The following is a 24,926-nucleotide window of genomic DNA, read 5'->3' as shown; positions in this document are numbered from 1 at the left end:
GAGCCTACATGGAGGTATGAGCCAGTTACCAACTCGACGGTCGGCGGACGAACCGCCCGTGCAACCGGAACGCGTGATGCCGTTCATCGCGGTCGTGCTGGGTATCCTCGTCGTCGGACTCGTTGGCGTGGGGCTGCTGACGCTGTGGCCGGTCATCACCGGTGCCTTGCCCGTCTCCGCCACCGCGATGGTCGCCAGCACGCTCCTCTTCGGGGCGTTGCTCCTCGTCGTCGCGGCGGCGACCCGGCGGTTCACCCCGCGCCGAACGCGATAGCTGACCAATCGATTTCTCTTGGAAAAATACGACGTGTAGCGCCTACGCCGTCCGCCGTGCCGACCAGTACAGCACGCCGGCGGTCGCGAGGAACACCACGGTCGAGAGGTCGTAGGCGACGCTCGGAACGGTACTCGCCAGCGGCGACCCGATGCCACCCAGTGCGGCGGCCAGCGCGGCCCCGAACGGCCACAGACAGCCGACGCAGGTGGCGACCCCGAGGACGCCGGCGAGCGCCGAGCGAGCCCCCGCGAGGACGACGGTGTACACCAACACGGCAAGTGCGGCGTAGCCGACTACCTCGAACGGAATGAGCGAGATGTCGACGACGGTGTTGGTGTACATGAACGCCGGGCCCCAACCGGGGGAGAGCCACGCGATGCGCGCGGGCATGTCCATCCCGCCCAGTCCGACGAGCCCGCCGGCGACCGACAGGACGGCGAAGTAGCCGACCGCGACCGCCCCGGCAGCGACGCGTCGACGCTGTGACGCCGCGACGGTCGGCCGACGCAACACCACCCACGCGCCGACGTTTATCCACACGAACGGGTACAGCGTGTACCGGGGAGCGAGGATGCTCGTCCCCGTCATCCGGAGGTAGACGAACACCGCGAGCAGTTCGAGCGCCAACAGCGTCCCGACTGCGCGGACCGCCGTCGACCGACCCACCGGGAGCGTCGACCGGTCGAGGCGTCGAGTCGACGTCGCCACGTTAGGCCCCCTCCGTTCCGCTCAGCAGCGCTCCCTCGGCGTGGAGGTTCCACAACGCCACCGCGAGCAGGACGACGACGACGAGCGCCGTCGCGAGGCCGACGTACGCAACCGGGGACAGCGAGATGCCCATGAACCCCGCGACCGTCCGCAACTCGACGATGAGCGGCGTCAGGAACGCCAGGATGACGAGCAGGCCGACCCGTGAGATTTTCTTGCTCACGGTATCACCCCTAACAGCCACGCCGGATACGTGCCCGTTCCGGGGCCGAACAGGCCGCCGTCGGAGACGATGGCCGCTATCGGCAGCGAGTACGCCAACACGACCAACACGATGGCGATAGCCGTCCACAGCCAGAGGTTGTCGAGTACCTTCGGGGAGTCCTCCGGACCCGACAGTGGGTCGTCGAGGGAGAAATCGACCGGGCCCTCCATCGGCCCCTCGAACAGCGAGACGATGACGTTACCGAGGAACAACACCAGCGAGATGAACAGCAGCGTCCCGCCGATGGCGACCTGGAAGTCGAGTTCCGCGACGGTGCTGAAGCCCGCATCGAAGGCGAAGCCCTCGTACTGCGGTTCGGCAGTCCGACGCGGCATGCCGATGAGGCCCGCACGGTGCATCGCGTTCGACATCAGCGTCATCCCGACGAACCACAGGATGACCTGGAACAGCGCGATGGTGCGACTGTACACACGTCTCCGGGTCAACTGTGGGAGAATCCAGTAGGTTCCCGCCATGAACGTCAGGGCGACGGCCGTCCCGACGGTGAGGTGGAAGTGTCCCGGCACCCACAGGGAATTGTGGATGAGGTAGTTGATGTTCATGCCGGCGTTGACCATCCCGGAGAAGCCGCCGGCGGCGAACATCAGGCCGGCGAGTGCCATCCCGGTGAAGGCAGGGTCACGCCACGGCAGCGCGCCGAGCCAGGAGAGATACCCCTCCCCGCCGCGCTGGCGAGCGCCGTGTTCCATGCTCGCGACGACGGTGAAGGCGGTCAACAGACTCGGCAACAGCAGGAACATCGTGTTGGTCATCGCGATGAACTTGAACCCCTCTGCGATGCCGGGGTCGAGGTACTGGTGGTGGATGCCGACCGGCGTCGACAACAGCAGGAACAGCACGAACACGACGCGTGCCAGTGGGTCGCTGAACAGTCGACCGCCGGATATCGACGGCATGACCGTGTACCACAGCAGGTACGCCGGCATCAACCAGAAGTACACGACCGGGTGGCCGAAGTACCAGAACAGCGTCCGCGTCAGAAGCGGGTTCACCTGCTCGATGAGACCCAGCGACCACGGCAGCAGGAACGCGAGCACGGAGATGGCGACGCCGATGGTGGAGATGTACCACATCAGCATCGTCATCAACACCATGAACGTCTGCAGCGGGATTCGCTCGTCGGGGTTTTCGGCCCGCCAGTTCCACCACGAGCGGAACCAGTCGAGTCCCGCCATCCACGTGCCGATGATGAACACCGCAAGCCCAGCGTAGAACAGCGGATGGGCCTGCAGCGGCGCGTAGAACGTGAACAACACGTCGGCGCTAATCGGAATCGAGTCGACGAAGCCGCCGAGAATCGCGATGCCCGCAAGCGCCGTCCCGGCGACCATCGTCAGATACCAGGCCCACGTGAATCGGATGTCCTCGACTGGCCTGTCGAGGCTCCGCGTCACCGCCCACGTGAACAGGCCGACGAGGAAGAAGATGGTAAAGGAGATGGCGAGCAACACCCCGTGAAGCGTGAGGACGGTGTAGTAATCCGCCGATTCGAGGATTCGGAGGTAGTTCGTCCGGTGGAGTGCCTGGATCAGACCGCCCAGTCCGCCGATACCGAGGGCGATGAAGGCGCTCCACAGCGAAGCCCGAACGATACGGGCTTCCTTGGGGAAGCGGTCGAGGAACAGTTCCTCACCTTCGAGTTCGTTGCTCATTCGCTCTCACCTTCGTATTCGTCTTCGGGCACCACGTTGAGTTTGCCCTCCATGTCGTGGTGACCCGAACCGCAGTACTCGTTACACAGGATACCGTACTCCTTCGGTTCGTCGAACTCGACGGTTATCTCGGCGACCTGTCCGGGGACCACCATCGTGTTGACGTTCGTCCCGACGACTTGGAAGCCGTGAATCACGTCGATTGAGGTGATATGGAACGTCACCGTGCTGTTGGCGGGCACGACAATCGTGTCGGGCCGGAAGATGAACTGCTGGGCGATGACGTACACATCGTACTCGTTTTCGCCCACCTGCTCGACGCGTGGTTCGCCGAAGTCTTCGTCGTCGGTGACGGCGTTGGCGTCGATGGTGCCGCCGGTTTCGTCGACCATCGCGACTCCTGCGCCGGCCGCCCCGTAGGTCACCGTCGCGATGAACCCGACGATGAGTGCCAGTGCCCCGATGAGCCAGATTTTCTCGTAGGTGTGGATGTTCATCCTATCACCGTCGGCCCGTTGCCGAGGAATTCGATGAAGTACGTGAATATCCACATCCCCACGAGGATGAGGAAGTAAATCCCGATGAGGACGAGCGTCCCTATCGGGTCGAACTCCTCGTGTCCGAGTTCTTTCGTGTCGTTGTCTGCAGACATACGCATTGTCCGTGTTGCGCGAATCCACAAAACACTACCCCCGGAATCCTACTCATCGGGAACCCGTAGGTGGGTTTTTAACTACTCGCCGCCGTAACCACCGCTATGGAACTGACCCCACGACTCGGTGCCGTCGTCACGCTGTTGGCACTCATCCCGGCAGCGGTGTTCACCGTCTACATCGGCAACCCGCTCGTCGCCATCACGCTCGTGAACGTGGTTCTCATCTTCGCGAGCCTCTATCTCGCGTTCACGCCGGTCGAGAACCACGACCACGACCACGACCACGACCACGGCCACGCCGCCTGAGCGGGATGGTAGTCGAAAGCGCCGCCGGGCTCGACCTCGCCGTCTTCGGTGTCGTCGGGGTGCTCGCCGGCGCTCACTGTCTCGGGATGTGCGGGCCGCTAGTGACGCTGTACGCCGACCGAATCGACGCGACGGCGGCCGACGGCGGCCGCCGAGCGGGCCAACTCACACCCAGAGCCGTTCGACAACACGGTCTGTTCAACCTCGGCCGTGCGAGCAGTTACGCCCTCATCGGTGCCCTCGCCGGCCTGCTCGGGTCGGTGGCGTTCGGGTCGGTGGCCGCAATCGAGGGGGTCGGCGACGGCCTCCGCGGCGGTGTCGGCGTTTTCGTCGGACTACTCATCGTCAGCGTCGGCGTCTCGTATCTGCTCGGTGGCGCCGGCGGCCTCCACCGGTTCGTTCCGGACGGCGCGCCGCTGGGTCGACTCGTCGCCGCCGCGACCGACCGCGTCGACCGACTCGCCGCCGGCCCCGGAATCGTCGGCCTCGGCGCGCTCCACGGCCTGTTTCCGTGCCCCATCATCTACCCCGCCTACCTGTATGCGTTCGCGCTGGGCGACCCCGTTCGAGGCGGCCTCTCGCTGCTCGTCTTGGGCCTCGGGACGATTCCGACGCTGTTCCTCTACGGCACCGTCCTCGACGCCGTCAGCGCGACCCGACGCCGGTGGCTCCACCGCGCGCTCGGCGCCGCGTTCGTCGCGTTGGGGTACGTCCTGTTGGCCCACGGCCTGATGCTGTTCGGTATCCACCTCCCACACCCACCGCTGCCACACCGCTCTCTCACCAATGTCGTGTAAACTCTGTGACCTGCCGACGCCGGACCCGCCGATAACCGCCCCGGACACCGATGGCGAGTTCTGCTGTCGGGGGTGTCTGGAGGTCCAGCGGCGTCTCGGCGAGGACGCCGAAGCCGCCCTCGAAGCCAACGACGACGATCTCGGAACGGAACCGGTTCCGGAGGGCTGTGAGCAGGCGTTTCTCGCAGTCGACGGGATGCACTGCTCGACGTGTGAGGTGTTCGTCGAATCCCTCGGCAGCGACATCGACGGCGTCGACGCCGCCGAGGCGAGTTACGCCAGCGAGTTGCTCCGGGTCGTCTACGACCCCGACCGCGTCGACAGCGAGGCCCTCCCCGAGCGGCTCTCGGGATACGGCTACGAGGCGCGACTGCCCGAGGAGCAAACCGAAGACGACGGCAGCGACGTGGTTCGATTCCTCATCGGCGGCGGCTTCTTCGGCATGATGGCAATGCTATGGTACGTCCTCTTCCTGTATCCGACGTACTTCGGCTACCCGCCGCTGGTCGATCTGGGCGGGTTCGCCTTCGCCTACATCGCCGCCAACATCTGGGTGTTCATCTCGGTCGTGCTGTTCTACACCGGCTACCCGCTGTTGCGCGGCGCCTACGTCAGCCTCCGGGCCGGCCGTCCGAACACCGACCTCCTGGTGTCGCTTGCGGCCGTCGGCGCCTACGTCTACAGCACCCTCGCGTTGGCCCTCGGTCGTACCGAGTTGTACTTCGACGTGACCATCGCAATCGTCCTCGTGGTGACCGCCGGAACGCAGTACGAATCCCGCATCAAGCGCCGAGCCAGCGACCTCCTCTCGGAGCTGACGGAACTCCGCGTCGAGGAGGTGACCCGCCACCCGAGCGGCGAAGTCGTCGCCGTCTCGGCGGTCGAACCCGGCGACGACCTGCTCGTCAAACCCGGCGACCGGATTCCCGTCGACGGAACCGTCGCCGAGGGGTCGGCCGCGGTCGACGAGGCGCTCGTAACCGGCGAGTCCCTCCCGCGGAGCAAGGCGCCGGGCGACGACGTTCGGGGCGGGACCGTCGTCACCGACGCCCCGCTCGTGGTCCGGGCCGGCGAGGAGGTGACGAGCACGCTCGACCGACTCGTGGAGTTGCTGTGGCGGATTCAGAGTTCCCGGCCGGGCGCCCAGCGACTCGCCGACCGACTGGCGACGGTGTTCGTTCCGCTCGTGGTCATCCTCGCGATGGTGACGACCGGGTGGCTGCTAGCGACCGGCGCGGCCCCCGCCGAGGCGCTTCTGACCGGCCTGACCGTCCTCATCGTCTCCTGTCCGTGTGCGCTCGGGCTGGCGACGCCGCTAGCGGTGGCAAGCGGCACCCGCGCGGCGGCGGCCCGGAACGTCGTCGTCGCCACGCCCGCGCTGTTCGAGGCCGCACCGGAGGCCGACACCGTCGTCTTCGACAAAACCGGGACGCTGACCACGGGCGCGATGACGCTGCGGGAAGTGAGTGCAGTCGACACCGACCGCGACGCCCTGCTCGCCCGGGCGGCGGCCCTGGAGCACTTCTCGGCGCATCCGATTGCGACCGCCATCACCGACGCGGTCGAGGACCTCCCCGAGGCCGTCGACGTCGAAACCCACGAACGCGGCGTCTCGGGGACCGTCGACGGCACGACGACGCTCGTCGGCCACCCCTCGCTGTTCGCCGACCGCGAGTGGACTATCCCGGAGTCGGTCGCCGACCGCGCCGAAGCGGTGCGCTCGGAAGGGTCGGTCCCGGTCGTCGTCGGCTGGGAAGAACGCGCCCGGGGGGTCGTCGCCGTCGGCGACGAACCGCGCCCGGAGTGGTCCGCAGTCGCGGAGACCTTCGCCGACCGCGAGGTGGTCGTGTTGACCGGTGACGAGGGCGCCTCCGCGGACCGCCTCCGGGCGGACCCGAACGTCGACCGCGTGTTCTCGGGCGTCAAGCCGGCGGCGAAAGCCGAGACGGTCCGGCGGCTCCGGGCGGACGGCACCGTCGCGATGGTCGGCGACGGGAGCAACGACGCCCCCGCCCTCGCGGCCGCCGACGTGGGGATCGCTCTAGCCGGTGGGACGCAGTTGGCGACGGAGGCCGCCGACGCCGTCGTCGTCGACGACGACCTCCGGTCGGTGCCCGATACCTTCGACATCGCGGCGGCGACGAACCGCCGAATCAAGAGCAACCTCGCGTGGGCGTTCGGCTACAACGCCGTCGCGATTCCGCTGGCCGTCTTCGGGCTTTTGAACCCGCTTTTCGCCGCCGTCGCGATGGCTTCGAGCAGTCTGTTGGTCGTCGTCAACTCCTCGCGGTCGCTCGGGCCGTGACGGCGAACCTCGACATCGCGGGCTACTCTTCGTCGTCGGCTTCGCCGGCCCGAACCGTCAGTACCGGGGCGTCGGCGCTCCGGACGACCTTCTCGGCGACGCTGCCGAGGAGGAACCGGTCGACGCCACGCCGGCCGTGGGTGCCCATCACGACGAGGTCGATGTCGTAGTCGTCGACGTATTCGAGGATGCCACGATACGGGGAGCCGCCAGCGACGGTGCCCCGAATCGAGTCGACGCCCTCGGCTTTCGCCCGGGCACGGGCGTCGTCGATGGCGCGTTCGCCTTCGGCTTCGAGCGCATTGAGGAGTTCCGCCTGTCCGGCCTCCAACACCGGCAGGTTCTCCTCGACGACGTAGAGGACGTGGAGTTCCGCGTCGTATCTCACCGCGTGGTCGATGGCGTGGTCGAGTGCGGCGTTCGCTCCGTCGCTGCCGTCCGTCGGAAACAGTATTCGGTCGTACATGGTGTGTCGTGGGGAGGACGCGGTCGAACCGACCATATCAGTCTCCCCCTTACTGGAAGTTCGTCTTCCATCGACTAATACACCGGGTCGAATCCCGAACAGCGGGAACTCCGTGGGTGGGTCGGTTGGGCAGTCGAAGCGGGACAAGGGATTGGGGTCGAATCCCGAAAATCGAGATTCGACCCGAGTTATTTCAACCACCGGCGCGATTCGTCAGATATGTACGACCGAATACTGCTTCCGACGGACATGAGCACGGGGGTCGACCGTGCCATCGAGCACGCTATCGACGCCGCGGAGCGCTACGATGCGGAACTGCACGTCCTCTACGTCGTCGACGCCGACGCCTACAGTTCCTACCCCGGTGACGAGTACGTCCACGAGTTCGAGGGGTTAGAGAGCGCACTCGAACAGGCAGGCGAGGAGGCGGTCGAAGAGGTCGTTGCCGCCGCCGAGGAGGCGGGCGTCGAAACCCACGCGGTCGTCCGTCACGGCGTGCCGCACGAGGAAATCCTCGCGTACATGGACGACGCCGACATCGACCTGACCGTCATCGGGTCGAAGAACCGCTCCGGGGAGTACCGCCGACTGCTCGGCAGCGTTGCCGACCGCGTCGCCAACATGGCCGAGCGACCGGTCACCATCGTGAAGACGCCGGTCGAGGAGTGACCGACCTCACAGTAACGCCAGAAGCGTCAGCACCCACCCGATGCCGACGCCTGCCGTCGCGGCGGCCTCGGCGGCGCCGGGGTCGACCGGTGGGTTCCTGAACAGCGCGTCGTACAGCAGCACCGACGAGAGGAGGCTGCCGCCGGCGAGGCCGTGGGAAAGCGCAACGCTGGGATGGAGGCTCACGACGGCACCGGCGAGGAGCGCTATCGGGATACCGACGAGAACCCACTCGTAGCGGTCGAGCATCACGTGAAAATAGCGTGTGCGAGCGGAAAAGCGGCCCGCCGAATCCCACCCATTGAGAGCGGCTGACAGGGCGTCACGCCGGACCGAGATACCCCCACGACAGCAGGCGGTCGCCGTCGCCGTCTATCCAGCGCTCGCCGATGTCGTCGCGGTAGTAGAGGTTCGGGATGACGATGTCGTCGATGCGGCCGTAGGCCTGTTCGCGGGCGGCACCCATCGTCTCGCCCTTCCCGGTGACGACCAGCGGCATCCCGGACTCGCCGGCGGCGCGCCACTGGCCGTCGACGTTCTTCGCGTCTTCGATGTGGATTCCCTCGCGACTGTCGGTGTCGAAGACGACCGCCGCGTTCCGTGAGTTCTCGTCGTAGGTTTTCTCGTCGTCGAACGGGAACGGCGGCAGGACGACCCGGACGGCGACCTGATACCCCTGGTGGACCTGCAGGTTCGGGTCCTCGCCGCGTGCGAGGTCGTAGAAGAACTGTCCGGTGGGAGATTCGAAGGACTCCTCCTGTAACGTGATGGTGGGATAGCCGAACCGGGGGGTGAACTCCAGCGGGTAGACGCCGTTGTCGTTGACGATACAGTTGAGGTCGATGCTGCCGACGTACCCCTCCTCGGCGAGGAAGTCGGCGAGTTTCCCGAGCGTCCGCTCGAAGAGGTCGTTCGGGTCCGCCCAGAACATCGAGGTCCCCATCTCGCCGGTCGAGGGGCCGATGTTGCCCGGAAACAGTTTCTTGTGCTCGAAGTTGAAGTTGATTGGTTCGACGAACTCGTTGCCGTTGAAGAATCCACAGACTGCGACCTCGACGCCCTCGACGCGGCGCTGGAGTTGGAACCCCTTCATCCGGTGGCCCCACGCCTTCTCGTAGGCCCGAAGCACGTCGACGACGTCGCTGCCGTCGTCCTCGCGGCCGACGTACACCAGCCGTTTGACGTTCTGGACCTCCCCGAGCGGTTTGATGACGTAAGGCGCGGGATTTTCGTTGACGTAGTCGATGGCGGCGCCGAAATCCGAGAACTCCCGATGGTCGAGGGTGGTGACGTCGTGGTCTTCGAGTACCTCCATCGCGTAGCCGCGGTCTTCCTCCAACCGGTCGGTGTTCGGCGTCCCGCCGACGACGGCGTGGCCATCCTCCCGAAGGTCCTCGGCGAGTTTCCCCGTCCCAACCTCGGAGCCGACCCAGATGTCGTCGAAGACGATTACGTCTGCCCACTCGAGTTCCGCCTCCCAGTCGTCGGTCTTCGGGACGAACCCGTCGGCTATCTCCTTGTCACTCTCCGCCTCGATGTAGTACTTCACGTCGTGGCCCTCCCGTGAGACCTGCCACGCCACGTCCCCGATGAGGGCGGCGTCCAGCGAGACGAAGAGGAACCGTTTGCTGTCCATGGACTACCCGACGATGTCCACGAGGTAAAGCGTGGGGGCGACGCTGGGTCGTTGCTCCGGCAGTAGCGCTACCCTCCCGGAACAATTCCCCGTGGAGGCCGAGGGGACGACGGGCACCGTCACTCGGGAACCGCGTCCTCGAAGCCCCACTCCTCGGCGCGGGCTCTGGCTTCCGTCCGGGCGTTCTCTCGGAGTTTCTCGATGGCCGCCTCGTCGTCGAGGAACGCCTCGAGAGCGTCGCGGTCGTCCTCGTGGTCGGTTCCGGCGAGGCGTCGGGTCCGCTCTGCGAGGGCGGCGTCGCCGGCCAGGCGCTCGGCGGCCATCCCCGGTGGCACGCGAAGGTCGTCGTTCTCGTGGGCAGCCCGGAGGTCGTCGGCGTCGAGGCCGTACAGCTCTAATCGGTAGGGGCCGGCCCCGATGGCGGCCAAGGCGGGCGGGCCGCCGCGGTCCGAGCCGGCGTGGTAGGCGAGGTTGGGGACGCCGTCCTCGAAGGTGATGATGCCGCCGTCGTCGGCGTCGGCGAGGAGTGCCTCCCGTGGTTCGACCACCGCGTAGCCGTCGAGACGGCGGTCGAGGGCGTCTTCGAGGACGGCGGCGAGGTCGGTGACGACCCGCGAGCGGAGCAACTCGCCGTCCGGAATCATGGCGGGTCGGGAATGACTGCCGTCCGGAACCGGTCGGCGACGGCCCCGGAGTCACCGTCGGCGGGGTCAAGCGACGCCGCCGCCTCCCGGAAAGCCGCGGCGGCCGCCGAGTCGGGGGCGTGGGCTAACAGCGGTTCGCCGGCGGCGCGGGCCTCACCGGCGGCGTCGGTCTCGGGAACCGACGCCAACAGCGGCCCCTCGAAGTAGCGGTCGGCCTTCGCGGCCACGTCGCCGATGTCGCCTTCGACGCGATTGAACAGCGTGCCCGCGATGTCCGACCCGTAGGACAGCGCGTACTCCTGGACCTTCAGACCGTCCGAGATTGCGGGGATGGTCGGGTTGAGAACGACGACGACCCGGTCGGCCAGCACGATGGGCAGGACGGCGCTCTTCGAAGCCAGCGTCGCCGGCGAGTCCAGTAGCAGCACGTCGGTGTCGGCCGCGAGGTCGGCGACGGCGTCCCGGAGCCGTTCGGGGTCGGCCGCCTCGAAGGCCGCAAGCGAGGTGCCACACGGAACGACGGACATCCCGAAGCGCTCGTAGGTTGCGTCCTCGACCGGCGCGCCGCCCTCGACGAGTACGTCGTGAAGTGTCGTCTCCACGTCTGCGAGGCCGGCGTGAAACAGCAGGTTCGCCATCCCCGTGTCGGCGTCGACGACGGTCACGTCGTAGGAGTCGGCCAGCGCCATCCCGAGTGCGAGCGTGCTCGTCGTCTTGCCCGTGCCGCCTTTGCCCGATGCGACGGCGAACGCCTCGACCATTTGCGTTCGACTGCCTCGGTTTCGAATATAAGGGTTGGGATGACGGCGCGGCAGTACTTGCCGCAATCTTGACTAACAATCATTAACGTTTAAGACCATGTAGGATGTGGGTGGTAGTAGATGACCCGAGACGAGATCGAGCCCATCGTTCCCGTTATGCCCACCGAGGAAACCACGGACGCCATCGTCGCCGACGGCGGCCGCGAGAAGCGCTACGACGCCGGTGAGGTAGACGCACCCCTCGTCCCGGACCTCCGTTGACATCCTCCCCGCCCTGAAGGGCGAGGATTCCCGACCGCGTTTGGGATATTATGGTTTACGACGGACCTGTTCTTGAGGTGCGAACGCACCAGTTTCCTTGTCAAACAGGAACGTCGATGGCTGTGCCAACCAGCCGTTACTCCTATCACCGCCATCCGTGGCAGGACTCGGAGATACTTTCTGTCGAATATTCTCAGCGCCGTTCACGTCTGCATTCGCCACCGTCCCACACTCATCGCAGACGTACAGTCCGCGCTCCACGCGGTTCCCCTTGCGCTTCCGACCACAACACGAACACGCCTTCGACGTATCACGCTCAGATACCCGTTCAACCATGATGCCTTCCATCTCGGCTTTGTACGTGAGGAGGTTTGTGAATCGGTCGAACGCCCACGAGTGCAGGTCAAGGTTGCCGTGCCTGCCCCAGTTCTTTGACTCGCCGTTCTCCTCGTCCTCACGGATGCCGGAGAGGTTGCCAACCACGATGGTTCCAACTCTCTCATCAACACATCGTTGAACGATGTGTTTGGAGAGTGTGTGGAAGTAGTGGGTGCGGCGAGCCGACTTCTTCTGGTTCAACCGTGTGGCTTGCTCAGAGTCCGAATCGTCACAGCGAGCAATCCGCTTGCTGAAGTAGTAGTCGTCCTGCTTCAGACAGTTCAACGGGTAGAGTTCGCTGTGACCATCTTCGTAGGCGAGCGCGGCGAAGTTGTTGACTCCGAGGTCAACACCCATCGTCTTTTCACCGGGTGATTCAGCAACCTCGATTTCGACTTTGCAGACGAAGTGCAACTCCCACTCGTCACCAGTCCAGACCGCCCGAACCTGTTGAACACTCTCTACGGTTGAGAGGTCAACGTCAGGTCTGGTCTGATACTCACAGAGAATGAAATCCGACCAGTAGTCTTTGAGGTTCGGCCCTTCGCTGAGTCGGACTCTCTCGTACTTGCTATCGAGTTTAAAGCCAGCGGCTTTGAACGTGACCGTGCTTCGCGGGTGTTCGTCGCCGTGTTTGCGGTACTTTGGCGGGTTCGCTCTCGTATCTCCGTTGCGTCGTTTGCCGTACCAGCCGTTGAACGCCTCAGCGAGTTCTTGAAGGACTCGCTGACTTGACTGCGAATGCAGGTCATCATAGCGTTCGTGCGACTTCAGGTACGCGGTGAGTTCGTTGTGACCGGGGATATGGCCTATCTCAGACCACACGCGGTCGCAGACCCACCGTCCGACGTTCCAAAGTTTCGATGCCGAGAACCCGAGCGAATCAAGGTCATCCTGCACCCGTGACTGATTCCGTATGGAAGCAGTATAGGTGCGTGTGACAACCTTGTTCACCATACGTAACCTATGTCGATGAAGTTACATGAAGGTGTGGGCTCGAGCGTGGAATATCCGGCACTACCATCGAGAAGTGGTTGGTGCCGGAATTGTCGGATTCATCCCCGTTCTAAAGCACGGGGCTTTCTCCTTGATTCTCCGTAAGTTCCGCACGAATCGCTTCTCCTTTACTGCTCGTCGCCGAGCGGCGGTGCCGTCTCAGACCACGTCGCCGCGAACCGTGACGCCCTCCTGGGACGCCTGATAGGCCCGGAGTTCCTCGGCCGCCGCCTCGGCCTCCGACTCCTCGAGGCCGAGCATTTCTAGGGATGCCGACAGCGTCGGGAAGACGAACTCCCCCGCTTCCAACTTCCGGAACGCCTCCTCGCTGACCTGCCCACCCTCGTCGTCGTCGACCCACAGACACGCCGCCCGCGGGTCGAGCAGTTGGGTGTAGTCCTCTCGCGCGCGGGCGCCCTTGAGCCGCTGGGTGACGTTGCGCTCGAAGCCGGTGTTGCAGACCTCGAGGTGGACTGGTTCGTCCTCGAGTAGGTGTGCAGCCAGACACTTCTCGGGGGCGACGTGGCCGTTGGCGTTCGCCCGGACGTACTCGGGGTGTTCGTCGGCCCACGCCGCCGACACCGTCTTGCCGACGCCGGAGACGCCGAGGCGTTTTTCGAATTCTTCCTCCCGGTCGGGCGCGTCCTTGAACAACAAATCCTTCGTCAGATACACGTCGAGGCGCTCGACGGGGTCCACCCCCAACACGACATCGCCGAACACCCACACCTCCCGAACGGGGACGGGCATGGGGTCGGACCGGACCGTCTCGACGATGTCGCGCAGGCGGGCGACGGCGGCCTCGCGGCTGAGACTCATCGGTCGGCCGTAGGCCCCCTGCGCCGAAAACGGTTACTGGTCGTCGCGACGAACGTACAGCGTCTTCTCGACGGTGGCGTGGACCGTTCCGTCCTCGTCGACGAGGTCGACCTCGTAGGTCCGGTTGGTCGACTCCTCGGGGTCGAGTGCCCGGAGCGTTTCGAGTTCCGAATCCGGAATCATCATCTCCGCCGACAGCGTCGATTCGCCCGGTTTCTGGAAGTCGATTTCTGCCTCGGTGTCCCAGACGGTAAACTCCTCGCCGAGCGTCTGAATCAGCATCATCATGTAGATGGGGTCGACGGCGGCATAGAGACTCCCGCCGAAAATCGTGCCGACGTAGTTGCGCGTCCGCCACGACAGCGGCACCTCGACGTGGATTTCCTGCCAGTCGCGGCGGACGTACGTTACCCGGCCGCCGCCGAATCGGTAGGCGGGAAACAGGTTGAACTTCAGACGAGCCAACCGCGTCCGGAGGGATTCGGTCATACGCGGCGGTGACCCGCGCTCGACTAAGCCGGTTCGGTTGTCGCGCCGAGGCGAAACCGGTATCCCGCCGAACCGGCAAGCCACCAGTAATGGAGTGCGACAAGTGCGGCGAGGACGCGGTGATGCACGCCGCCTACTCGGGGCTACACATGTGTGAGGCCCACTTCCGGCGGTCGGTCGACTCACGCGTCCGCAAGCGGATTCGGGAGGACAATCTGCTGTCCGACGACGCCACGCCGGAGGACCCCGAAACGTGGCTCATCGGCCTCTCCGGTGGGAAGGACAGCGTCGTCCTCACCCACATCCTCCACGACACCTTCGCCGCCGACCCCCGCGTCGAGTTGGTCGCACTCACCATCCACGAGGGCATCGAGGGCTACCGCGACGCCTCACTCGACGCCTGTCTCGAACTCACCGAGGACCTCGACATCGAACACGAGGTCGTCTCCTACGCCGACGAATACGGTCTGGAGATGGACGACGTGGCCGCCGAGGACCCCCTGAACATGGCACCCTGTGCGTACTGTGGGGTGTTCCGTCGGGACGCCCTCTCCCAGTACGCCGAGGAGTACGGCGCCGACAAACTCCTGACCGGCCACAACCTCGACGACGAGGCCCAGACGGCGATGATGAACTGGCTCTCCGGCGACGTGGCCCAGATGGCCCAACACTTCGACGCCTCGCTGGGGAGCTTCGACGACCGGGAGGTCGACGACGACCCCTTCGTCCCTCGCGCCAAACCGCTGCGAGACATCCCCGAGAAGGAGGTCGCGCTGTACGCCCACCTCGCGGACCTCCCGAGTCACATGGCGGAGTGTCCCCACGCCAGCGAGGCCTACCGCGGGGAAATCCAGCAGTACCTCTACGACCTCGAAGCCGACCACCCCGGGACGCGACACTCCATCATGTCCGGCTACGAGGAACTGGCTCGGCTCGCAGCGGAGGCCTACCGCGGCGGCGACGACGAGCCACGCGGAGAGTGTGACCGCTGTGGCGCGCCGACGAACAACGCGGTCTGCCGGAAGTGCGAGTTGGTCGACGCTGTCGGCGGCGAGTTACCCAGCGACGACTGACCCGATGTCCCGTTCGACCGTTTCGAGACACCGTCAGCCGAGCGTCATACATCGTGTTTTACGCAGAAATAGTCAGATGAAATACTACGACAGTTGGCACTCGAATCGCCGTACTGCAGCGAAAAATAACGTTTAAAATTTCAGACTTATCGGATTACGTCAAGTCCGTTGTTCTTCTCGACTTCCGAGCGGCCGCCGTCGGTTTCGCCCATGCCGAAGCCGCTTGAGCTGCCGGTGTTGGCCGACTGCTCGGGCGGCGAGGAGGCGAACTCGCCTTCCTCGTCGACGCCTTCGATGGCCTGCCGGGAGGCGTCGGCCTGTTTCTGGGTCGTCGGGCCGAGAATCTGGGCCGACTGGACGCCCGTCATGATGGCCATGACGCGGACCTTGCCTTTGTACTCGTCCTGAATGCGCGCGCCCCAGATGACGTTCGCGTTGGCCTCGAGACGTTCAGTGATGTTCTGGGCGATGCCCTCGGCCTCTTTCAGCGTGAGGTCGGGGCCACCAGTGATGTGGACCAGTCCGCCGGTCGCACCACGGTAGTCCACGTCCAGCAGTGGGTGATTCATCGCGTCGTTGACCACCTCCTTCGTCTTGTTCTTGTCCTGTGTCTCGCCGACCAACATGACCGCGACGCCGCCCTGACCCATTATCGAGGTCATGTCGGCGTAGTCGAGGTTGATGAGCGACGGCTGGGTGATGGTCTCGCTGATGCCCTTCACCGTCTCGGCGATAATCTGGTCCATCACCGAGAACGCCTTGCCGATCGGGAGATTGGGAACGTAGTCGAGCAGGCGGTTGTTGTCGAGGACGATGATGGAGTCCGCTTCGTTGCGGAGTTTCTCTAGGCCTTCCTCGGCTTTCACCGTCCGGGCTCGCTCGACGTTGAACGGCGTCGAGACCATGCCCACGACGATTGCGCCCTGCTCTTTGGCGATTTTCGAGACGACCGGCGCCGCACCGGTACCCGTCCCGCCACCCATGCCGGCGGTCACGAACACGAGGTCCGCCTCGCCGAGGACTTCCTTGATGGTGCCCTGGGCCATCTCCGTGGCGCGTTCGCCCATCGATGGGTCGCCACCGGCACCGAGCCCGTTGGTCAGGGACTTGCCGACGAGAATCTTCGTGTCGGCCTCAATCATCTGCAGGTGCTGTTTGTCCGTGTTGATGGCGATGGTGTCGGCGCCGTCGACGCCGATGTTGTACAGTCGGTTGACGGTGTTGTTACCGGCACCACCGGCACCGACGATGACGATGCGCGGGTCGCCGAACTCGTCGCCGTCCCCGTCCAGGTCGGCGTCCATGTCCCGCGACTCCTTCTCGGCGTTCTCCAACGCGGAGTTGACGATGTCCTGCATCGTCTACACCTTCGCCCACGGGCGGTTGCTGTCCCGGGGCTCGCCGTCTTGTTCGTTCAACATCTCCCGCACGGCCGAGCGAATCGCCTCGCTCCGGTTGGGGTACTCCCCCGTATCGACCATGCGTTCGACCTCTTCGATCTGCTGCTTCGGAATCCGTAGTGTCACACGCTCCATTGTTGTATTCCCCTTAGTCTGTGGGTAAGACGACATTGCACACGCGACCGTTACCGCGTTTACACCGGGAATCCGCACCGTAGCGGCCATCTGCGTACGTTGGCCGGCCCGGTGTAAGACGTGCCGTCTTACGCAGATGTATGCACAGAAGCAGATTACTTAAAGGTTAGGGTGGGCGTAAGACAGATTCGTAAGAAAGGCGTTTACAGCCAGCTATTGCCAGTATTCGGCGTTTACGTGTCGCCGAGAACGTCCGCTGCGGTGGTCCGTCGGCCACAGCTGGGACAGAACGCCCAGTCCGAGCGGACCTCGTCCCCGCACTCACAGAACACTCTGTGAGACGCCTTCTCCCCACAATTCGGACAGTACACGTCGGATTGCGTGAGCTCTTCCCCGCACTGTTTACACGCGTCGTGCGCCGCGTCGGACGCGTTTTCGGACTCCGCCTCGTCTGTCTTACGGGCCTCCCCCGCCTCGTGTGACACACCCGCAGAATCGCCATCAAGCGTGATGTTTACGTTCACGTCTTGGGGTTCTCGTGGCGTAAACGACCGGTCGAGTCGGTCGGCGATGAGGGCGTCGACGCGCTCCGCGATGAGGGCGTCGAGTGATTCCTCCGCGATAGAGTCGGTAGAGTCAGCGTTTACGCCGCCCGTAGCCGTGTTTACGGACGTTTCGCCTTCGTCGAGATACGCCCGGAGCGCCTCCCGCATGACCTCGCTCTTCGAAGCGTCGTACGCTTCGAGCTGACGAACGAGGTCGTCGTCCGCCCGGAACGTAATCTTGCTCATTGCTCGTCCGACGATTGTGTGTGACGGTATTTCAATCTTCCCGCGATGTCAGACACGCGTCCGTCCGGCGGCAGACGACGCCGGATGATAACCGTTAAGTCCGACAGGGCACTCGCTTCGAGTACGCCCGCCCTTAGCTCAGACTGGTAGAGCAGTCGACTGTAGATCGACTTGTCCCCCGTTCAAATCGGGGAGGGCGGACTAGGTTTTCAGTCGAATCGTGGCAGAGGGAGCGTCTGCCACCCCTCACGATTAGCGTCGGTGAGCGAGTCGTTTCCGATTTCGTCAGACAGCCTTCGAAACTGGAACACGACCCGCCAGAGACCGCGGACGTAGCGCGACAGTCCTATCCTGCGGGAAACTGGCGCGATTTTTAATATCTTGTAGAGATATGTTGTACTCATGGTGGGCGTGAGGTTCGACAACGGGGAGAGGGTGATAGAGCGGTGGGACGAGGCGTTCAAAGCCGTTTCGGCGGAGCCGCGGAGACAGTTGCTAGTCTCGTTGCTGGACGCCGAACCGACCGATTCGGTTCCGTTGCCCGAAGCGGCGATAAATCCGAACGTTCCCGTCGAACCCGAACGGCTCCGAACCGAGTTGTTTCACGCCCATTTGCCCATGTTAGCGAGGTTGGAGTTCGTCGAATGGGAGAGAGACCCCTTGCGGGCGTCTCGCGGACCGCGCTTCGAAGAGGTCGCCGTCGTCTTCGAAAGCCTACACGCTATGTCTGACCAGGTACCCGATTCGCTGGTAATCGGATGTCAGCGACTCGAAGCCGAGCGGCAGGACGTTCACTCCGACGGCTGAGCCGAGTTACGTCTCTCAATCGGTGATTACTCGGTGCCGTCGCGACGGTGGAGCCCCCGGAGCGGATGCGAGCGGCCCCAGCAGCTGTTTCCGCTTGATTGACAGATACCGTGTGCTAAACTATCGAAGGAGATTTGCGACGTGCACGGTACCACCGTGCTAATGAGTGTACTCGGTGAAATCGTCGAGGCCATCGCAGAGGCCAAAGGCGTCGATTCTGCAGAACTCGAGATTCAACTACAGGAGTACGTCGACACGGACGCAATCCGGTCGTTAGTTGCTCACCCAAGCGACTCGTGGAGCCTACAGTTCGAAACGCCGAACCATATCGTACGCGTTACTGGCCATAACGTCGTAATCGTAGACGGCTCGGAGAGACGACGACTCGCTTGAGGCACGTCTCGAAGGACGACGGGCGGAGTTTCTGAGCGGCTGTATCCCGTCGACCGTCGGCTTTCGCGCCGCGAGGCCACGAGCGCTTCAGTCGCCGCGTGGCAGAACGCCTACGGTCGGCCGCCGCGACTCACGAGTATGTCCGACAGCCACTCCATCCCCGTCGACGGCGAGTCCGTCGCCGCCGAACACCACCCTGCCGACGGCGACCGTTGGCTCGTCTTCTGTCACGGCTTTCTGAGCGACAAAAGCGGCAGCTACGAAGCCCGCTGTGAGCGCGCAGTCGAGGAGGGCTACGACGCGGTCCGGTTCGACTTCCGGGGGAGCGGCGACTCCGACCGGCCGTTCGTCGAGTCGACGTTGAGTACGCGACTGGCCGACCTTCGAGCGGTCGTCGACTACTTCGACCCCCCGTCGTACGCGCTGTTCGGCTCCAGTTTCGGCGGGAAGGTCGCACTCCACGCTGCGACCGACGACCGCGTCGAGGCCGTCGCCACGCGGGCGCCCGTGACGTACAACCGCGCGTTCGACGACTACCGCGCCGCCGTCGCCGAATCGGGCGAACTCCGTATCGACGACGACCACGCTATCGACGGCCGGTTCTTCGATGACTTCGAGCAGTACCCCTTCACCGACGCGTCCGACGCTATCGACGTGCCCGTGGCAATGTTTCACGGCGCGTCGGACACCTCGGTCCCGATAGCGGACACCTTCGAGGCGGCGGCGACGCTCAACACCGACGTGATGGTCTCGAAGTTCGACGGGGAGGGCCACCGCTTTTCGGCGGCGGCCGAACGGCGGCTGTTGGACCGGCTGTTCGCGTGGCTCTCCGAGCGATAGTCCTGTTCACGAACGTGCACAAAACCATCGCTGGCGGCCGGTTTGAAACGTCGTAGGTTATTATATGCAGGCCGTTGGAACCGTCGTGTGAGGTCACTACCGGAAGCCACGTCGGGGAACGTGGGACGCCGTACCGCTCGGTCTCGGGAGGAACCAGATATGCCACTGCTCACGCGCGTCAGGCGGCTGTTCGGAACGTCACACGTCATCCACGAGTGTCGACGCTGTGGAACGAAACTCGACGGCGAGTTCGACACCTGTTCGAACTGCGACTCCGACGACATCGCCCGCTACGACATCGGGTGAGAGGCGACCGTTCGAGCGTCGGAGCCACCACAAGACATATTCTGGCGGTCGAACACCAAAGCGACGATGCCCGCCCTCCATCGGTTGTGGGCACGCCGCCAGCGACAGCCACGGTTCCTCGCCGCGTCGCTGGCCGTGCTCGCCGTCCTGCTCGCGTATCCGGCGATACAGTGGTGGCTCCAGTCGGTCGGTATCGCCGGCGAGTTCCGCTTCTACGACCTCGGCGCCTACCGCAGCGCCGTCAGCGCGTGGCACGCCGGAGACCCCATGTACGTCCCGAACGACGACGGCGGCTACCACGGCAGTTACCTCTACCCGCCAGTGTACGTCCTGCTGTTCGCGCCGCTGTCGGAACTCCCGTTCCGACAGGCCGGCGTCGTCTGGAACGCCCTCTCGGTGGCGCTGCTGTGGGGTGGCTTGCAGGCCGTCGTCGCCGCCTACGGCCTCCGGGTGGCGTGGTACGAACGCGGCCTGCTCCTGTGGGTCATCCTCGGCTTTCACCCCGTCATCCTCTCGATGCGGCTCGCGCAGGTGTCGGTGTTCCTCGCCGGGGTCCTGTCGGTGGCGCTGGCGGCAGTCGTCTACGCCGACCGCGCCGGCGGGAACCAACGGTTCCAGTATCTCGCCGGCGCCGCGACGGCGGTCGCCGGTACGGTGAAACTCGTCTATGCCCCCACCGGCGCACACCTCCTCGCGAATCGCCGTCGGTTCGCCGCTGCCGTCCTCACGGGGTTGGCGCTGTTGGCCGTCTCGCTCGGCGTCTTCGGCGTCGAGACACACCGTGCGTACCTCGACGTGCTCGCGTGGGGGAAGGACTGGGGCGGTGGCCGCCCGCCGAGCCTGTGGCTGCCGGCGTACTTCCGGCCGCTGTACGTCCTCGGTGGGACGCTCTCACTTTTGGTCAAATTCGGGCTGTCGGCGGTCGTCGCCGCGCTCGCGTGGCTGGCGGCCGGCGAGGGAGTCGACGACACGGTGTTCGGCCTCGGCCTCGCCGCGACGCCGCTTCTCGCACCACGACTCTACACACAGGACCTCACGCTCGTGTTGCCGGCCGCAGCCGTCCTCCTGGCGACCGAACTCCGAGGTGACGGCGGCCACCCGACCGTGCCGGTCCTCGCGGTGGGGTTGGCCGCCACCCACGCCTACGGACTCTATCTTTTCGTCGAGGTGCTTCCCGACAGACTGCCCTTCGGAGCGGCCCTGCTCGACGCCGCTCCGGTGTTACAACCCGGACTCTGGGCGACGGTGCTGCTCGCCGGCTTGGCCGGGTGGCGAGTCGCCGAAGCGGCCGATTTCGGTCGGCTGAGCAACGGTTTGGGATCGGGGCAGTCACACGGCTGAGTCGCCCAATACGCTTAACATCGGCGCTGTCGCACAGTACGGGTGTGACGTCGGGGATTCGCGTCCTTCACGTGGACGACGACGACGCCTTCCGCGATTTGACACAGCGATATCTCGAACGGGAGGGGATAGATGTCGTCGCTGCCGAGGGAGCCACCGCCGCACTCGACCGGCTCGACGAATCGGTCGACTGCGTCGTCTCCGACTACGACATGCCGAAGACCAACGGGTTGGAGTTGCTCGAATCGGTTCGCGAGCGCGACCCCGACCTCCCGTACATCCTCTTTACCGGGAAGGGAAGCGAGGAGATCGCCAGCGACGCCATCAGCGCGGGTGTCACGGATTACCTCCAGAAGGAAGCCAGCGCCGAGCAGTTCACCGTCCTGTCGAACCGCATCGAACACGCCGTCGCCGAGCGCCGGACCGAAGTCGCACTCGAAGAGAGCGAGCGGATGCTGTCGACGCTCGTCTCGAACCTCCCCGGCATCGTGTATCGCTGCCGCAACGAACCGGAGTGGCCGATGGAGTACATGAGTGGCAACGTCGCCGAGTTGACCGGCTACGACCCCGAGTCGTTCCTCGAAAGGGACCTGAAGTGGGCGGACATTCTCAGGGACGACGAGGAACGACTCTGGAACACCGTCCAAGCCGCCCTCGACGACCGCGAACCCTTCGAGACGACGTACCGCATCGCCGACGCCGACGGGGAGACGCGGTGGATGTGGGAGCAGGGTCGCGGCGTCTTCGAGGACGGCGAGTTGGTCGCCCTGGAGGGGTTCATCACCGACGTGACCGAGCGGAAACGCCACGAGCGGGAACTCGCCAAATACGAGCGGTTGGTCGACGCGATGGGCGACCCGGTGTACACAACCGACGCCGACGGCTACGTCACGACGTTCAACGAGCGGGCGACGGCACTGACCGGCTACGACCCCGACGACATCGTCGGCGAGCACGTCGAGATGCTGCTCACGCCCGAGGACATCGAACGCGGACGGGCCGTCGTCCGCGAGTTACTCGCCTCCGAAGAGTCGGACACCGCGACCTACGACATCACGATTCGTGCGGCCGACGGCGAGCACCTCGAGTTGGAGAACCACGTCGCCCTGCTCACGGACGGCGACGAGTTCCGCGGCACCGTCGGCGTTCTCCGGAGCAGCGAGGACCGAACCGACAACCGACTCCGCAGACTCCACGAATCCGCCCGAGAGTTGATGAGTGAGGGCGACTGCGACCGCATCGCGTCGTTGACCACCGACGCGGCGAAGGAGATACTCGGCCAACCGATTACGACGGTCCGTCTCGAAGACGACGGCGCGCTCCTGGTGGCGTCGACGACGGCGGAAGCAAAACGGCTACTCCCCGAACGACCGCGGGACGTCTCCAGGGGCACCCCCGCCGGAGCGGCGTTCCGCGAGGGGGAACCGCGCGTCGAGAGCGACCTCTCGGAGCGCGACGACTTCGACCGCGGCAACGTCCGCTCGGCGGCGTACTTCCCGCTCGGCGACCACGGCGTGTTGATAATCGGCGCCACTCAATCCGACGCCTTCGATGCACACGACATCCAGTTGGCGACGATACTCGCCGCCAACGCCGAGGCCGCACTGGACCGCGCCGCAAAGGAGGAGGCGCTCCGGCGGGAGCGCGACGACCTCCAGGCGCTGTTCGAGAACATCCCCGACCCGACGGTCGAGACGGTCATTCGCGGCGGCGAGGCGGTCGTCGAGCGAGCGAACCCGGCCTTCGAGGACGTGTTCGGCTACGACGAGGCCGCGGTGACCGGCGAGAACCTCGATGCGTTCATCGTCCCCCCGGAATCCAGAGACGAAGCCATCCAGTACAACGAGCGAATACGCGAAGGCGAGGGGTTCCACGGCGAGGTCCGCCGACTCACCGACGACGGCCTCCGGGATTTCATCCTCCACGTGGTCCCACACGATGTCAGCGGCGAGTCGACGCGTGGCTACGCCATCTACACCGACATCACCGAACAGAAGCAACGCGAGCGGGAACTCGCCCGGCAGAACGAACGCCTCGACCAGTTCGCCAGCGTCGTCTCCCACGACCTCCGGAACCCCCTGTCGGTCGCCCGCGGCCGCCTCGACCTCGCGCGGATGACCGGCGAGGAGGAACACTTCGAGGCGTTGGAGCGCGCCCACGACCGAATGGAGGAACTCATCGAAGGGTTGCTCGCGCTGGCACGACAGGGGGAGTTGACCGGCGACCCCATCGCCGTGGAGTTGGGAAGCGCCGCCGAGACGGCGTGGGAGACCACGGACACGGACGACCTCACGCTCGAATTCGACGGAACCGCGACCCTCGAGGCCGACCCCGAGCGACTCCGACAACTGCTCGAGAACCTCTTTCGGAACGCGGTAGAACACGGCGAGGATGCCTCGACGCTCACAGTCGGCCCCCTGCCCGATGGCTTCTACGTCGAAGACGACGGCGTCGGCATCCCGGACGGCGAGCGTGAGGCGGTGCTCGAATCCGGCTACTCCACCGCCGGCGGTACCGGCTTCGGCCTCGCAATCGTCGACACCATCGCCGAGGCCCACGGCTGGGAGGTGTCGGTCACCGAAAGCGATTCCGGCGGTGCCCGCTTCGAGTTCCGTGGCGCCGTAGGGGAGTAATCAGTCCTCCTCGCCCGCCCGCCAGCGGCCGCCGTTGACCCGATAGCCATCGAACTCGCCGCTCTCGATTTCCGCCTGAATTTCCGCACACGTATCGTCGTCGACCGCCGCGAGGTGACACAGCGGATGCCCCGGCAGTGCGACCGGGTTCTCGAGGACGCCGACGAGCAGGCCGGTGAACGGCGCCGAGACGGCGTGTTCCTCCTCGCCGAAGTGGTCCGTGATGGTACAGATGGTATCGCCGGCCCGGACCAAGGGGTAGGGGCCCCACTGCATGTCGACGAGGCCGCCGGTGTCCGCCCGGAGCCACGACTTTTCGGTGTCGTCGCCGATGACCCGTCGCCACCCCGGATGCAACACCGGGCGTCCGGGCAGCATGTCGTACTCCGCGAGCACCGACTCGACGCCCGCCAGCGCCTTCTCGATGAGCGTCGGTTGAAACCGGTGGGCCTTCCCCATCTCGACGGCGACCGTCGGCGTTCCCGAGGCCGTCGCGACGGCCCGAAGCGACCCGCTATCGCCCGTCCCCGAGAGGACGAGGTTCGCGCCGAAGGCCCTCGTCAACCGCTCGACGGCCGGGTCCGAGACGTTCGCGCGGGCGTGATACATCGTCGTCCGATTGCGGGTCGAGGTGTGGAAGTCCAGACAGAGGTCACACGGTCGGACGAACCGCTCGAACACCTCGTGGGCCATCCGTGAGGCCGTGTTCCCCTGCTCTTGGCCCGGAAACGAGCGGTTGAGGTCCTGGTCGTAAATCGGGATGTAGCGCTGTTGGGCCTGATACCCCGGCACGTTGACGACGTGGACGACGACGAGCGTTCCGTGGATGTCGGCCGGCGAGTATCGCTTGGCAGCCTGTTGACACACCTTCACGCCGTTGAGTTCGTCGCCGTGAATCGCCGCGGTCAGACAGAGTCGCGGCCCCGGTTCGGACCCGTTGATGACCGTGACCGGCACCTCGACGGGGTCGCCGAGGTACGTCTCGCTGATTTCGTATCGGAAGTGTCGCTTCTCGCCGGGAGATACCTTCCCGTCGTACCGAAAGGGCCGGGACGACTCGGGGACGTCGATGGCCGTCGCGTCGGTCATGGGAGTGCCACAC

At 65.2% G+C, this 24,926-nt stretch carries 29 protein-coding genes, 1 tRNA gene and 1 pseudogene; 14 read left to right on the top strand and 17 right to left on the bottom strand.

Going from position 1 to position 24,926, the window contains the following annotated elements; all coding sequences use genetic code 11:
- The first annotated feature begins 16 nt into the window (after positions 1-16).
- Positions 17-274, top strand: a complete 258-nt coding sequence (locus HWX69_RS05035) for a hypothetical protein (RefSeq protein WP_178915999.1) — start codon at positions 17-19, stop codon at positions 272-274.
- Between the two features lie 42 nt (positions 275-316).
- Here the strand turns inward: HWX69_RS05035 and HWX69_RS05030 are convergent, their stop codons facing one another.
- The 5 genes and pseudogenes from HWX69_RS05030 to HWX69_RS05010 form a co-directional block, all read right to left on the bottom strand.
- Complete coding sequence (locus HWX69_RS05030) at positions 317-985, bottom strand: DUF7546 family protein (protein WP_178915998.1); 669 nt, start codon at positions 983-985, stop codon at positions 317-319.
- A 1-nt stretch (position 986) separates the two neighbouring features.
- The gene (locus HWX69_RS05025; RefSeq protein WP_178915997.1) at positions 987-1,208 is read right to left on the bottom strand and encodes a CbaC protein; all 222 of its coding nucleotides are present in this window, start codon (positions 1,206-1,208) and stop codon (positions 987-989) included.
- A complete protein-coding gene (locus HWX69_RS05020) occupies positions 1,205-2,923 on the bottom strand; it encodes a b(o/a)3-type cytochrome-c oxidase subunit 1 (RefSeq protein ID WP_178915996.1) in 1,719 nt (572 codons plus the stop codon). Before HWX69_RS05020 ends, HWX69_RS05025 begins: the two co-directional genes overlap by 4 nt.
- Before the next feature lie 11 nt (positions 2,924-2,934).
- Positions 2,935-3,420: pseudogene (locus tag HWX69_RS05015) on the bottom strand (cytochrome c oxidase subunit II); the annotation flags it as partial.
- A complete protein-coding gene (locus HWX69_RS05010) occupies positions 3,417-3,575 on the bottom strand; it encodes a hypothetical protein (protein ID WP_178915994.1) in 159 nt (52 codons plus the stop codon). The pseudogene HWX69_RS05015 and the gene HWX69_RS05010, both read right to left, overlap by 4 nt.
- Before the next feature lie 105 nt (positions 3,576-3,680).
- Here HWX69_RS05010 and HWX69_RS05005 point away from each other — a divergent pair, with 105 nt between their 5' ends.
- The 3 genes from HWX69_RS05005 to HWX69_RS04995 are packed head-to-tail and all read left to right on the top strand — an operon-like array spanning position 3,681 to position 6,986.
- Entirely contained in the window at positions 3,681-3,884 is a 204-nt protein-coding gene (locus tag HWX69_RS05005; RefSeq protein ID WP_178915993.1) for a hypothetical protein, read from the top strand.
- Positions 3,885-3,889: 5 nt separating this feature from the next.
- Positions 3,890-4,681 (top strand): sulfite exporter TauE/SafE family protein, encoded by a 792-nt coding sequence (locus HWX69_RS05000; RefSeq protein ID WP_178915992.1) that lies wholly within the window; start codon positions 3,890-3,892, stop codon positions 4,679-4,681.
- The gene (locus tag HWX69_RS04995) at positions 4,671-6,986 is read left to right on the top strand and encodes a heavy metal translocating P-type ATPase (protein ID WP_178915991.1); all 2,316 of its coding nucleotides are present in this window, start codon (positions 4,671-4,673) and stop codon (positions 6,984-6,986) included. Before HWX69_RS05000 ends, HWX69_RS04995 begins: the two co-directional genes overlap by 11 nt.
- A 22-nt stretch (positions 6,987-7,008) precedes the next feature.
- Here HWX69_RS04995 and HWX69_RS04990 read toward each other — a convergent pair whose 3' ends face one another.
- Entirely contained in the window at positions 7,009-7,452 is a 444-nt protein-coding gene (locus tag HWX69_RS04990) for a universal stress protein (protein WP_178915990.1), read from the bottom strand.
- Positions 7,453-7,671: 219 nt separating this feature from the next.
- Between HWX69_RS04990 and HWX69_RS04985 the strand changes: the two genes are divergently transcribed.
- Entirely contained in the window at positions 7,672-8,121 is a 450-nt protein-coding gene (locus HWX69_RS04985) for a universal stress protein (protein WP_178915989.1), read from the top strand.
- Positions 8,122-8,127: 6 nt separating this feature from the next.
- Here the strand turns inward: HWX69_RS04985 and HWX69_RS04980 are convergent, their stop codons facing one another.
- The 4 genes from HWX69_RS04980 to HWX69_RS04965 all read right to left on the bottom strand — a co-directional run bounded on the left by HWX69_RS04980 (position 8,128) and on the right by HWX69_RS04965 (position 11,162).
- Complete coding sequence (locus HWX69_RS04980; protein WP_178915988.1) at positions 8,128-8,370, bottom strand: hypothetical protein; 243 nt, start codon at positions 8,368-8,370, stop codon at positions 8,128-8,130.
- A gap of 73 nt (positions 8,371-8,443) precedes the next feature.
- Entirely contained in the window at positions 8,444-9,757 is a 1,314-nt protein-coding gene (locus HWX69_RS04975; RefSeq protein ID WP_178915987.1) for a phosphoribosylamine--glycine ligase, read from the bottom strand.
- Between the two features lie 119 nt (positions 9,758-9,876).
- On the bottom strand, positions 9,877-10,401 hold the full coding sequence (locus HWX69_RS04970; RefSeq protein ID WP_178915986.1) for a hypothetical protein: 525 nt from the start codon (positions 10,399-10,401) through the stop codon (positions 9,877-9,879).
- Entirely contained in the window at positions 10,398-11,162 is a 765-nt protein-coding gene (locus HWX69_RS04965; protein ID WP_178915985.1) for a nucleotide-binding protein, read from the bottom strand. Before HWX69_RS04965 ends, HWX69_RS04970 begins: the two co-directional genes overlap by 4 nt.
- A 120-nt stretch (positions 11,163-11,282) precedes the next feature.
- Here HWX69_RS04965 and HWX69_RS04960 point away from each other — a divergent pair, with 120 nt between their 5' ends.
- Positions 11,283-11,423, top strand: a complete 141-nt coding sequence (locus tag HWX69_RS04960; RefSeq protein ID WP_178915984.1) for a hypothetical protein — start codon at positions 11,283-11,285, stop codon at positions 11,421-11,423.
- Between the two features lie 48 nt (positions 11,424-11,471).
- On the opposite strand, the gene HWX69_RS04955 is transcribed toward HWX69_RS04960, so the two are convergent.
- From HWX69_RS04955 to HWX69_RS04945, 3 genes are all read right to left on the bottom strand, one after another.
- Positions 11,472-12,758, bottom strand: a complete 1,287-nt coding sequence (locus HWX69_RS04955) for an RNA-guided endonuclease InsQ/TnpB family protein (protein WP_178915983.1) — start codon at positions 12,756-12,758, stop codon at positions 11,472-11,474.
- 198 nt (positions 12,759-12,956) lie between these two features.
- Positions 12,957-13,616 (bottom strand): DUF7095 family protein, encoded by a 660-nt coding sequence (locus HWX69_RS04950; protein WP_178915982.1) that lies wholly within the window; start codon positions 13,614-13,616, stop codon positions 12,957-12,959.
- Positions 13,617-13,649: 33 nt separating this feature from the next.
- On the bottom strand, positions 13,650-14,105 hold the full coding sequence (locus HWX69_RS04945) for a DUF4442 domain-containing protein (protein WP_178915981.1): 456 nt from the start codon (positions 14,103-14,105) through the stop codon (positions 13,650-13,652).
- An 89-nt stretch (positions 14,106-14,194) separates the two neighbouring features.
- Between HWX69_RS04945 and ncsA the strand changes: the two genes are divergently transcribed.
- The gene (ncsA, locus tag HWX69_RS04940; protein ID WP_178915980.1) at positions 14,195-15,178 is read left to right on the top strand and encodes a tRNA 2-thiolation protein NcsA; all 984 of its coding nucleotides are present in this window, start codon (positions 14,195-14,197) and stop codon (positions 15,176-15,178) included.
- 146 nt (positions 15,179-15,324) lie between these two features.
- On the opposite strand, the gene ftsZ is transcribed toward ncsA, so the two are convergent.
- The 3 genes from ftsZ to HWX69_RS04925 form a co-directional block, all read right to left on the bottom strand.
- Positions 15,325-16,536: a cell division protein FtsZ gene (ftsZ, locus tag HWX69_RS04935; RefSeq protein WP_178915979.1), complete on the bottom strand. Its 1,212-nt coding sequence runs from the start codon at positions 16,534-16,536 to the stop codon at positions 15,325-15,327.
- A 3-nt stretch (positions 16,537-16,539) separates the two neighbouring features.
- A complete protein-coding gene (locus tag HWX69_RS04930) occupies positions 16,540-16,713 on the bottom strand; it encodes a ribbon-helix-helix domain-containing protein (RefSeq protein WP_156710226.1) in 174 nt (57 codons plus the stop codon).
- A 233-nt stretch (positions 16,714-16,946) separates the two neighbouring features.
- Entirely contained in the window at positions 16,947-17,504 is a 558-nt protein-coding gene (locus HWX69_RS04925; protein WP_178915978.1) for a double zinc ribbon domain-containing protein, read from the bottom strand.
- A gap of 127 nt (positions 17,505-17,631) precedes the next feature.
- Here HWX69_RS04925 and HWX69_RS04920 point away from each other — a divergent pair.
- The 7 genes from HWX69_RS04920 to HWX69_RS04890 all read left to right on the top strand — a co-directional run bounded on the left by HWX69_RS04920 (position 17,632) and on the right by HWX69_RS04890 (position 23,824).
- Positions 17,632-17,705, top strand: a tRNA-Tyr gene (locus HWX69_RS04920).
- Between the two features lie 201 nt (positions 17,706-17,906).
- Complete coding sequence (locus tag HWX69_RS04915; RefSeq protein WP_178915977.1) at positions 17,907-18,311, top strand: hypothetical protein; 405 nt, start codon at positions 17,907-17,909, stop codon at positions 18,309-18,311.
- Positions 18,312-18,473: 162 nt separating this feature from the next.
- Positions 18,474-18,704 carry a HalOD1 output domain-containing protein gene (locus tag HWX69_RS04910; RefSeq protein ID WP_218644670.1) on the top strand — a complete coding sequence of 77 codons (231 nt, stop codon included), beginning with the start codon at positions 18,474-18,476 and terminating at the stop codon, positions 18,702-18,704.
- A gap of 138 nt (positions 18,705-18,842) precedes the next feature.
- On the top strand, positions 18,843-19,544 hold the full coding sequence (locus tag HWX69_RS04905; protein ID WP_178915976.1) for an alpha/beta hydrolase family protein: 702 nt from the start codon (positions 18,843-18,845) through the stop codon (positions 19,542-19,544).
- Positions 19,545-19,703: 159 nt separating this feature from the next.
- Complete coding sequence (locus HWX69_RS04900) at positions 19,704-19,850, top strand: hypothetical protein (RefSeq protein WP_178915975.1); 147 nt, start codon at positions 19,704-19,706, stop codon at positions 19,848-19,850.
- A gap of 66 nt (positions 19,851-19,916) precedes the next feature.
- On the top strand, positions 19,917-21,191 hold the full coding sequence (locus HWX69_RS04895) for a glycosyltransferase family 87 protein (protein WP_178915974.1): 1,275 nt from the start codon (positions 19,917-19,919) through the stop codon (positions 21,189-21,191).
- A gap of 44 nt (positions 21,192-21,235) precedes the next feature.
- Positions 21,236-23,824: a PAS domain S-box protein gene (locus HWX69_RS04890; RefSeq protein WP_178915973.1), complete on the top strand. Its 2,589-nt coding sequence runs from the start codon at positions 21,236-21,238 to the stop codon at positions 23,822-23,824.
- Here HWX69_RS04890 and HWX69_RS04885 read toward each other — a convergent pair whose 3' ends face one another.
- Positions 23,825-24,913: a succinylglutamate desuccinylase/aspartoacylase family protein gene (locus HWX69_RS04885; RefSeq protein WP_178915972.1), complete on the bottom strand. Its 1,089-nt coding sequence runs from the start codon at positions 24,911-24,913 to the stop codon at positions 23,825-23,827. It lies immediately after the preceding gene.
- Positions 24,914-24,926 lie beyond the last annotated feature (13 nt).

It is taken from the genome of Natronomonas gomsonensis (assembly GCF_013391635.1).
Lineage (GTDB): Archaea > Halobacteriota > Halobacteria > Halobacteriales > Haloarculaceae > Natronomonas > Natronomonas gomsonensis_A.
This window is presented reverse-complemented; position numbering and strand designations above follow the sequence as displayed.

Coding starts and splice junctions, on each gene's coding strand:
- HWX69_RS04905 (WP_178915976.1), top strand. CDS start 18,843: ATGTCCGACAGCCACTCCATCCCCGTCGACGGCGAGTCCGTCGCCGCC.
- ftsZ (WP_178915979.1), bottom strand. CDS start 16,536: ATGCAGGACATCGTCAACTCCGCGTTGGAGAACGCCGAGAAGGAGTCG.
- HWX69_RS04945 (WP_178915981.1), bottom strand. CDS start 14,105: ATGACCGAATCCCTCCGGACGCGGTTGGCTCGTCTGAAGTTCAACCTG.
- HWX69_RS04895 (WP_178915974.1), top strand. CDS start 19,917: ATGCCCGCCCTCCATCGGTTGTGGGCACGCCGCCAGCGACAGCCACGG.
- HWX69_RS04930 (WP_156710226.1), bottom strand. CDS start 16,713: ATGGAGCGTGTGACACTACGGATTCCGAAGCAGCAGATCGAAGAGGTC.
- HWX69_RS05000 (WP_178915992.1), top strand. CDS start 3,890: ATGGTAGTCGAAAGCGCCGCCGGGCTCGACCTCGCCGTCTTCGGTGTC.
- HWX69_RS04910 (WP_218644670.1), top strand. CDS start 18,474: ATGAGTGTACTCGGTGAAATCGTCGAGGCCATCGCAGAGGCCAAAGGC.
- HWX69_RS04990 (WP_178915990.1), bottom strand. CDS start 7,452: ATGTACGACCGAATACTGTTTCCGACGGACGGCAGCGACGGAGCGAAC.
- HWX69_RS04980 (WP_178915988.1), bottom strand. CDS start 8,370: ATGCTCGACCGCTACGAGTGGGTTCTCGTCGGTATCCCGATAGCGCTC.
- ncsA (WP_178915980.1), top strand. CDS start 14,195: ATGGAGTGCGACAAGTGCGGCGAGGACGCGGTGATGCACGCCGCCTAC.
- HWX69_RS05005 (WP_178915993.1), top strand. CDS start 3,681: ATGGAACTGACCCCACGACTCGGTGCCGTCGTCACGCTGTTGGCACTC.
- HWX69_RS04900 (WP_178915975.1), top strand. CDS start 19,704: ATGCCACTGCTCACGCGCGTCAGGCGGCTGTTCGGAACGTCACACGTC.
- HWX69_RS04960 (WP_178915984.1), top strand. CDS start 11,283: ATGACCCGAGACGAGATCGAGCCCATCGTTCCCGTTATGCCCACCGAG.
- HWX69_RS05035 (WP_178915999.1), top strand. CDS start 17: ATGAGCCAGTTACCAACTCGACGGTCGGCGGACGAACCGCCCGTGCAA.
- HWX69_RS04950 (WP_178915982.1), bottom strand. CDS start 13,616: ATGAGTCTCAGCCGCGAGGCCGCCGTCGCCCGCCTGCGCGACATCGTC.
- HWX69_RS04915 (WP_178915977.1), top strand. CDS start 17,907: ATGGTGGGCGTGAGGTTCGACAACGGGGAGAGGGTGATAGAGCGGTGG.
- HWX69_RS05010 (WP_178915994.1), bottom strand. CDS start 3,575: ATGTCTGCAGACAACGACACGAAAGAACTCGGACACGAGGAGTTCGAC.
- HWX69_RS04965 (WP_178915985.1), bottom strand. CDS start 11,162: ATGGTCGAGGCGTTCGCCGTCGCATCGGGCAAAGGCGGCACGGGCAAG.
- HWX69_RS05020 (WP_178915996.1), bottom strand. CDS start 2,923: ATGAGCAACGAACTCGAAGGTGAGGAACTGTTCCTCGACCGCTTCCCC.
- HWX69_RS04970 (WP_178915986.1), bottom strand. CDS start 10,401: ATGATTCCGGACGGCGAGTTGCTCCGCTCGCGGGTCGTCACCGACCTC.
- HWX69_RS04975 (WP_178915987.1), bottom strand. CDS start 9,757: ATGGACAGCAAACGGTTCCTCTTCGTCTCGCTGGACGCCGCCCTCATC.
- HWX69_RS04985 (WP_178915989.1), top strand. CDS start 7,672: ATGTACGACCGAATACTGCTTCCGACGGACATGAGCACGGGGGTCGAC.
- HWX69_RS04955 (WP_178915983.1), bottom strand. CDS start 12,758: ATGGTGAACAAGGTTGTCACACGCACCTATACTGCTTCCATACGGAAT.
- HWX69_RS04995 (WP_178915991.1), top strand. CDS start 4,671: ATGTCGTGTAAACTCTGTGACCTGCCGACGCCGGACCCGCCGATAACC.
- HWX69_RS04885 (WP_178915972.1), bottom strand. CDS start 24,913: ATGACCGACGCGACGGCCATCGACGTCCCCGAGTCGTCCCGGCCCTTT.
- HWX69_RS04925 (WP_178915978.1), bottom strand. CDS start 17,504: ATGAGCAAGATTACGTTCCGGGCGGACGACGACCTCGTTCGTCAGCTC.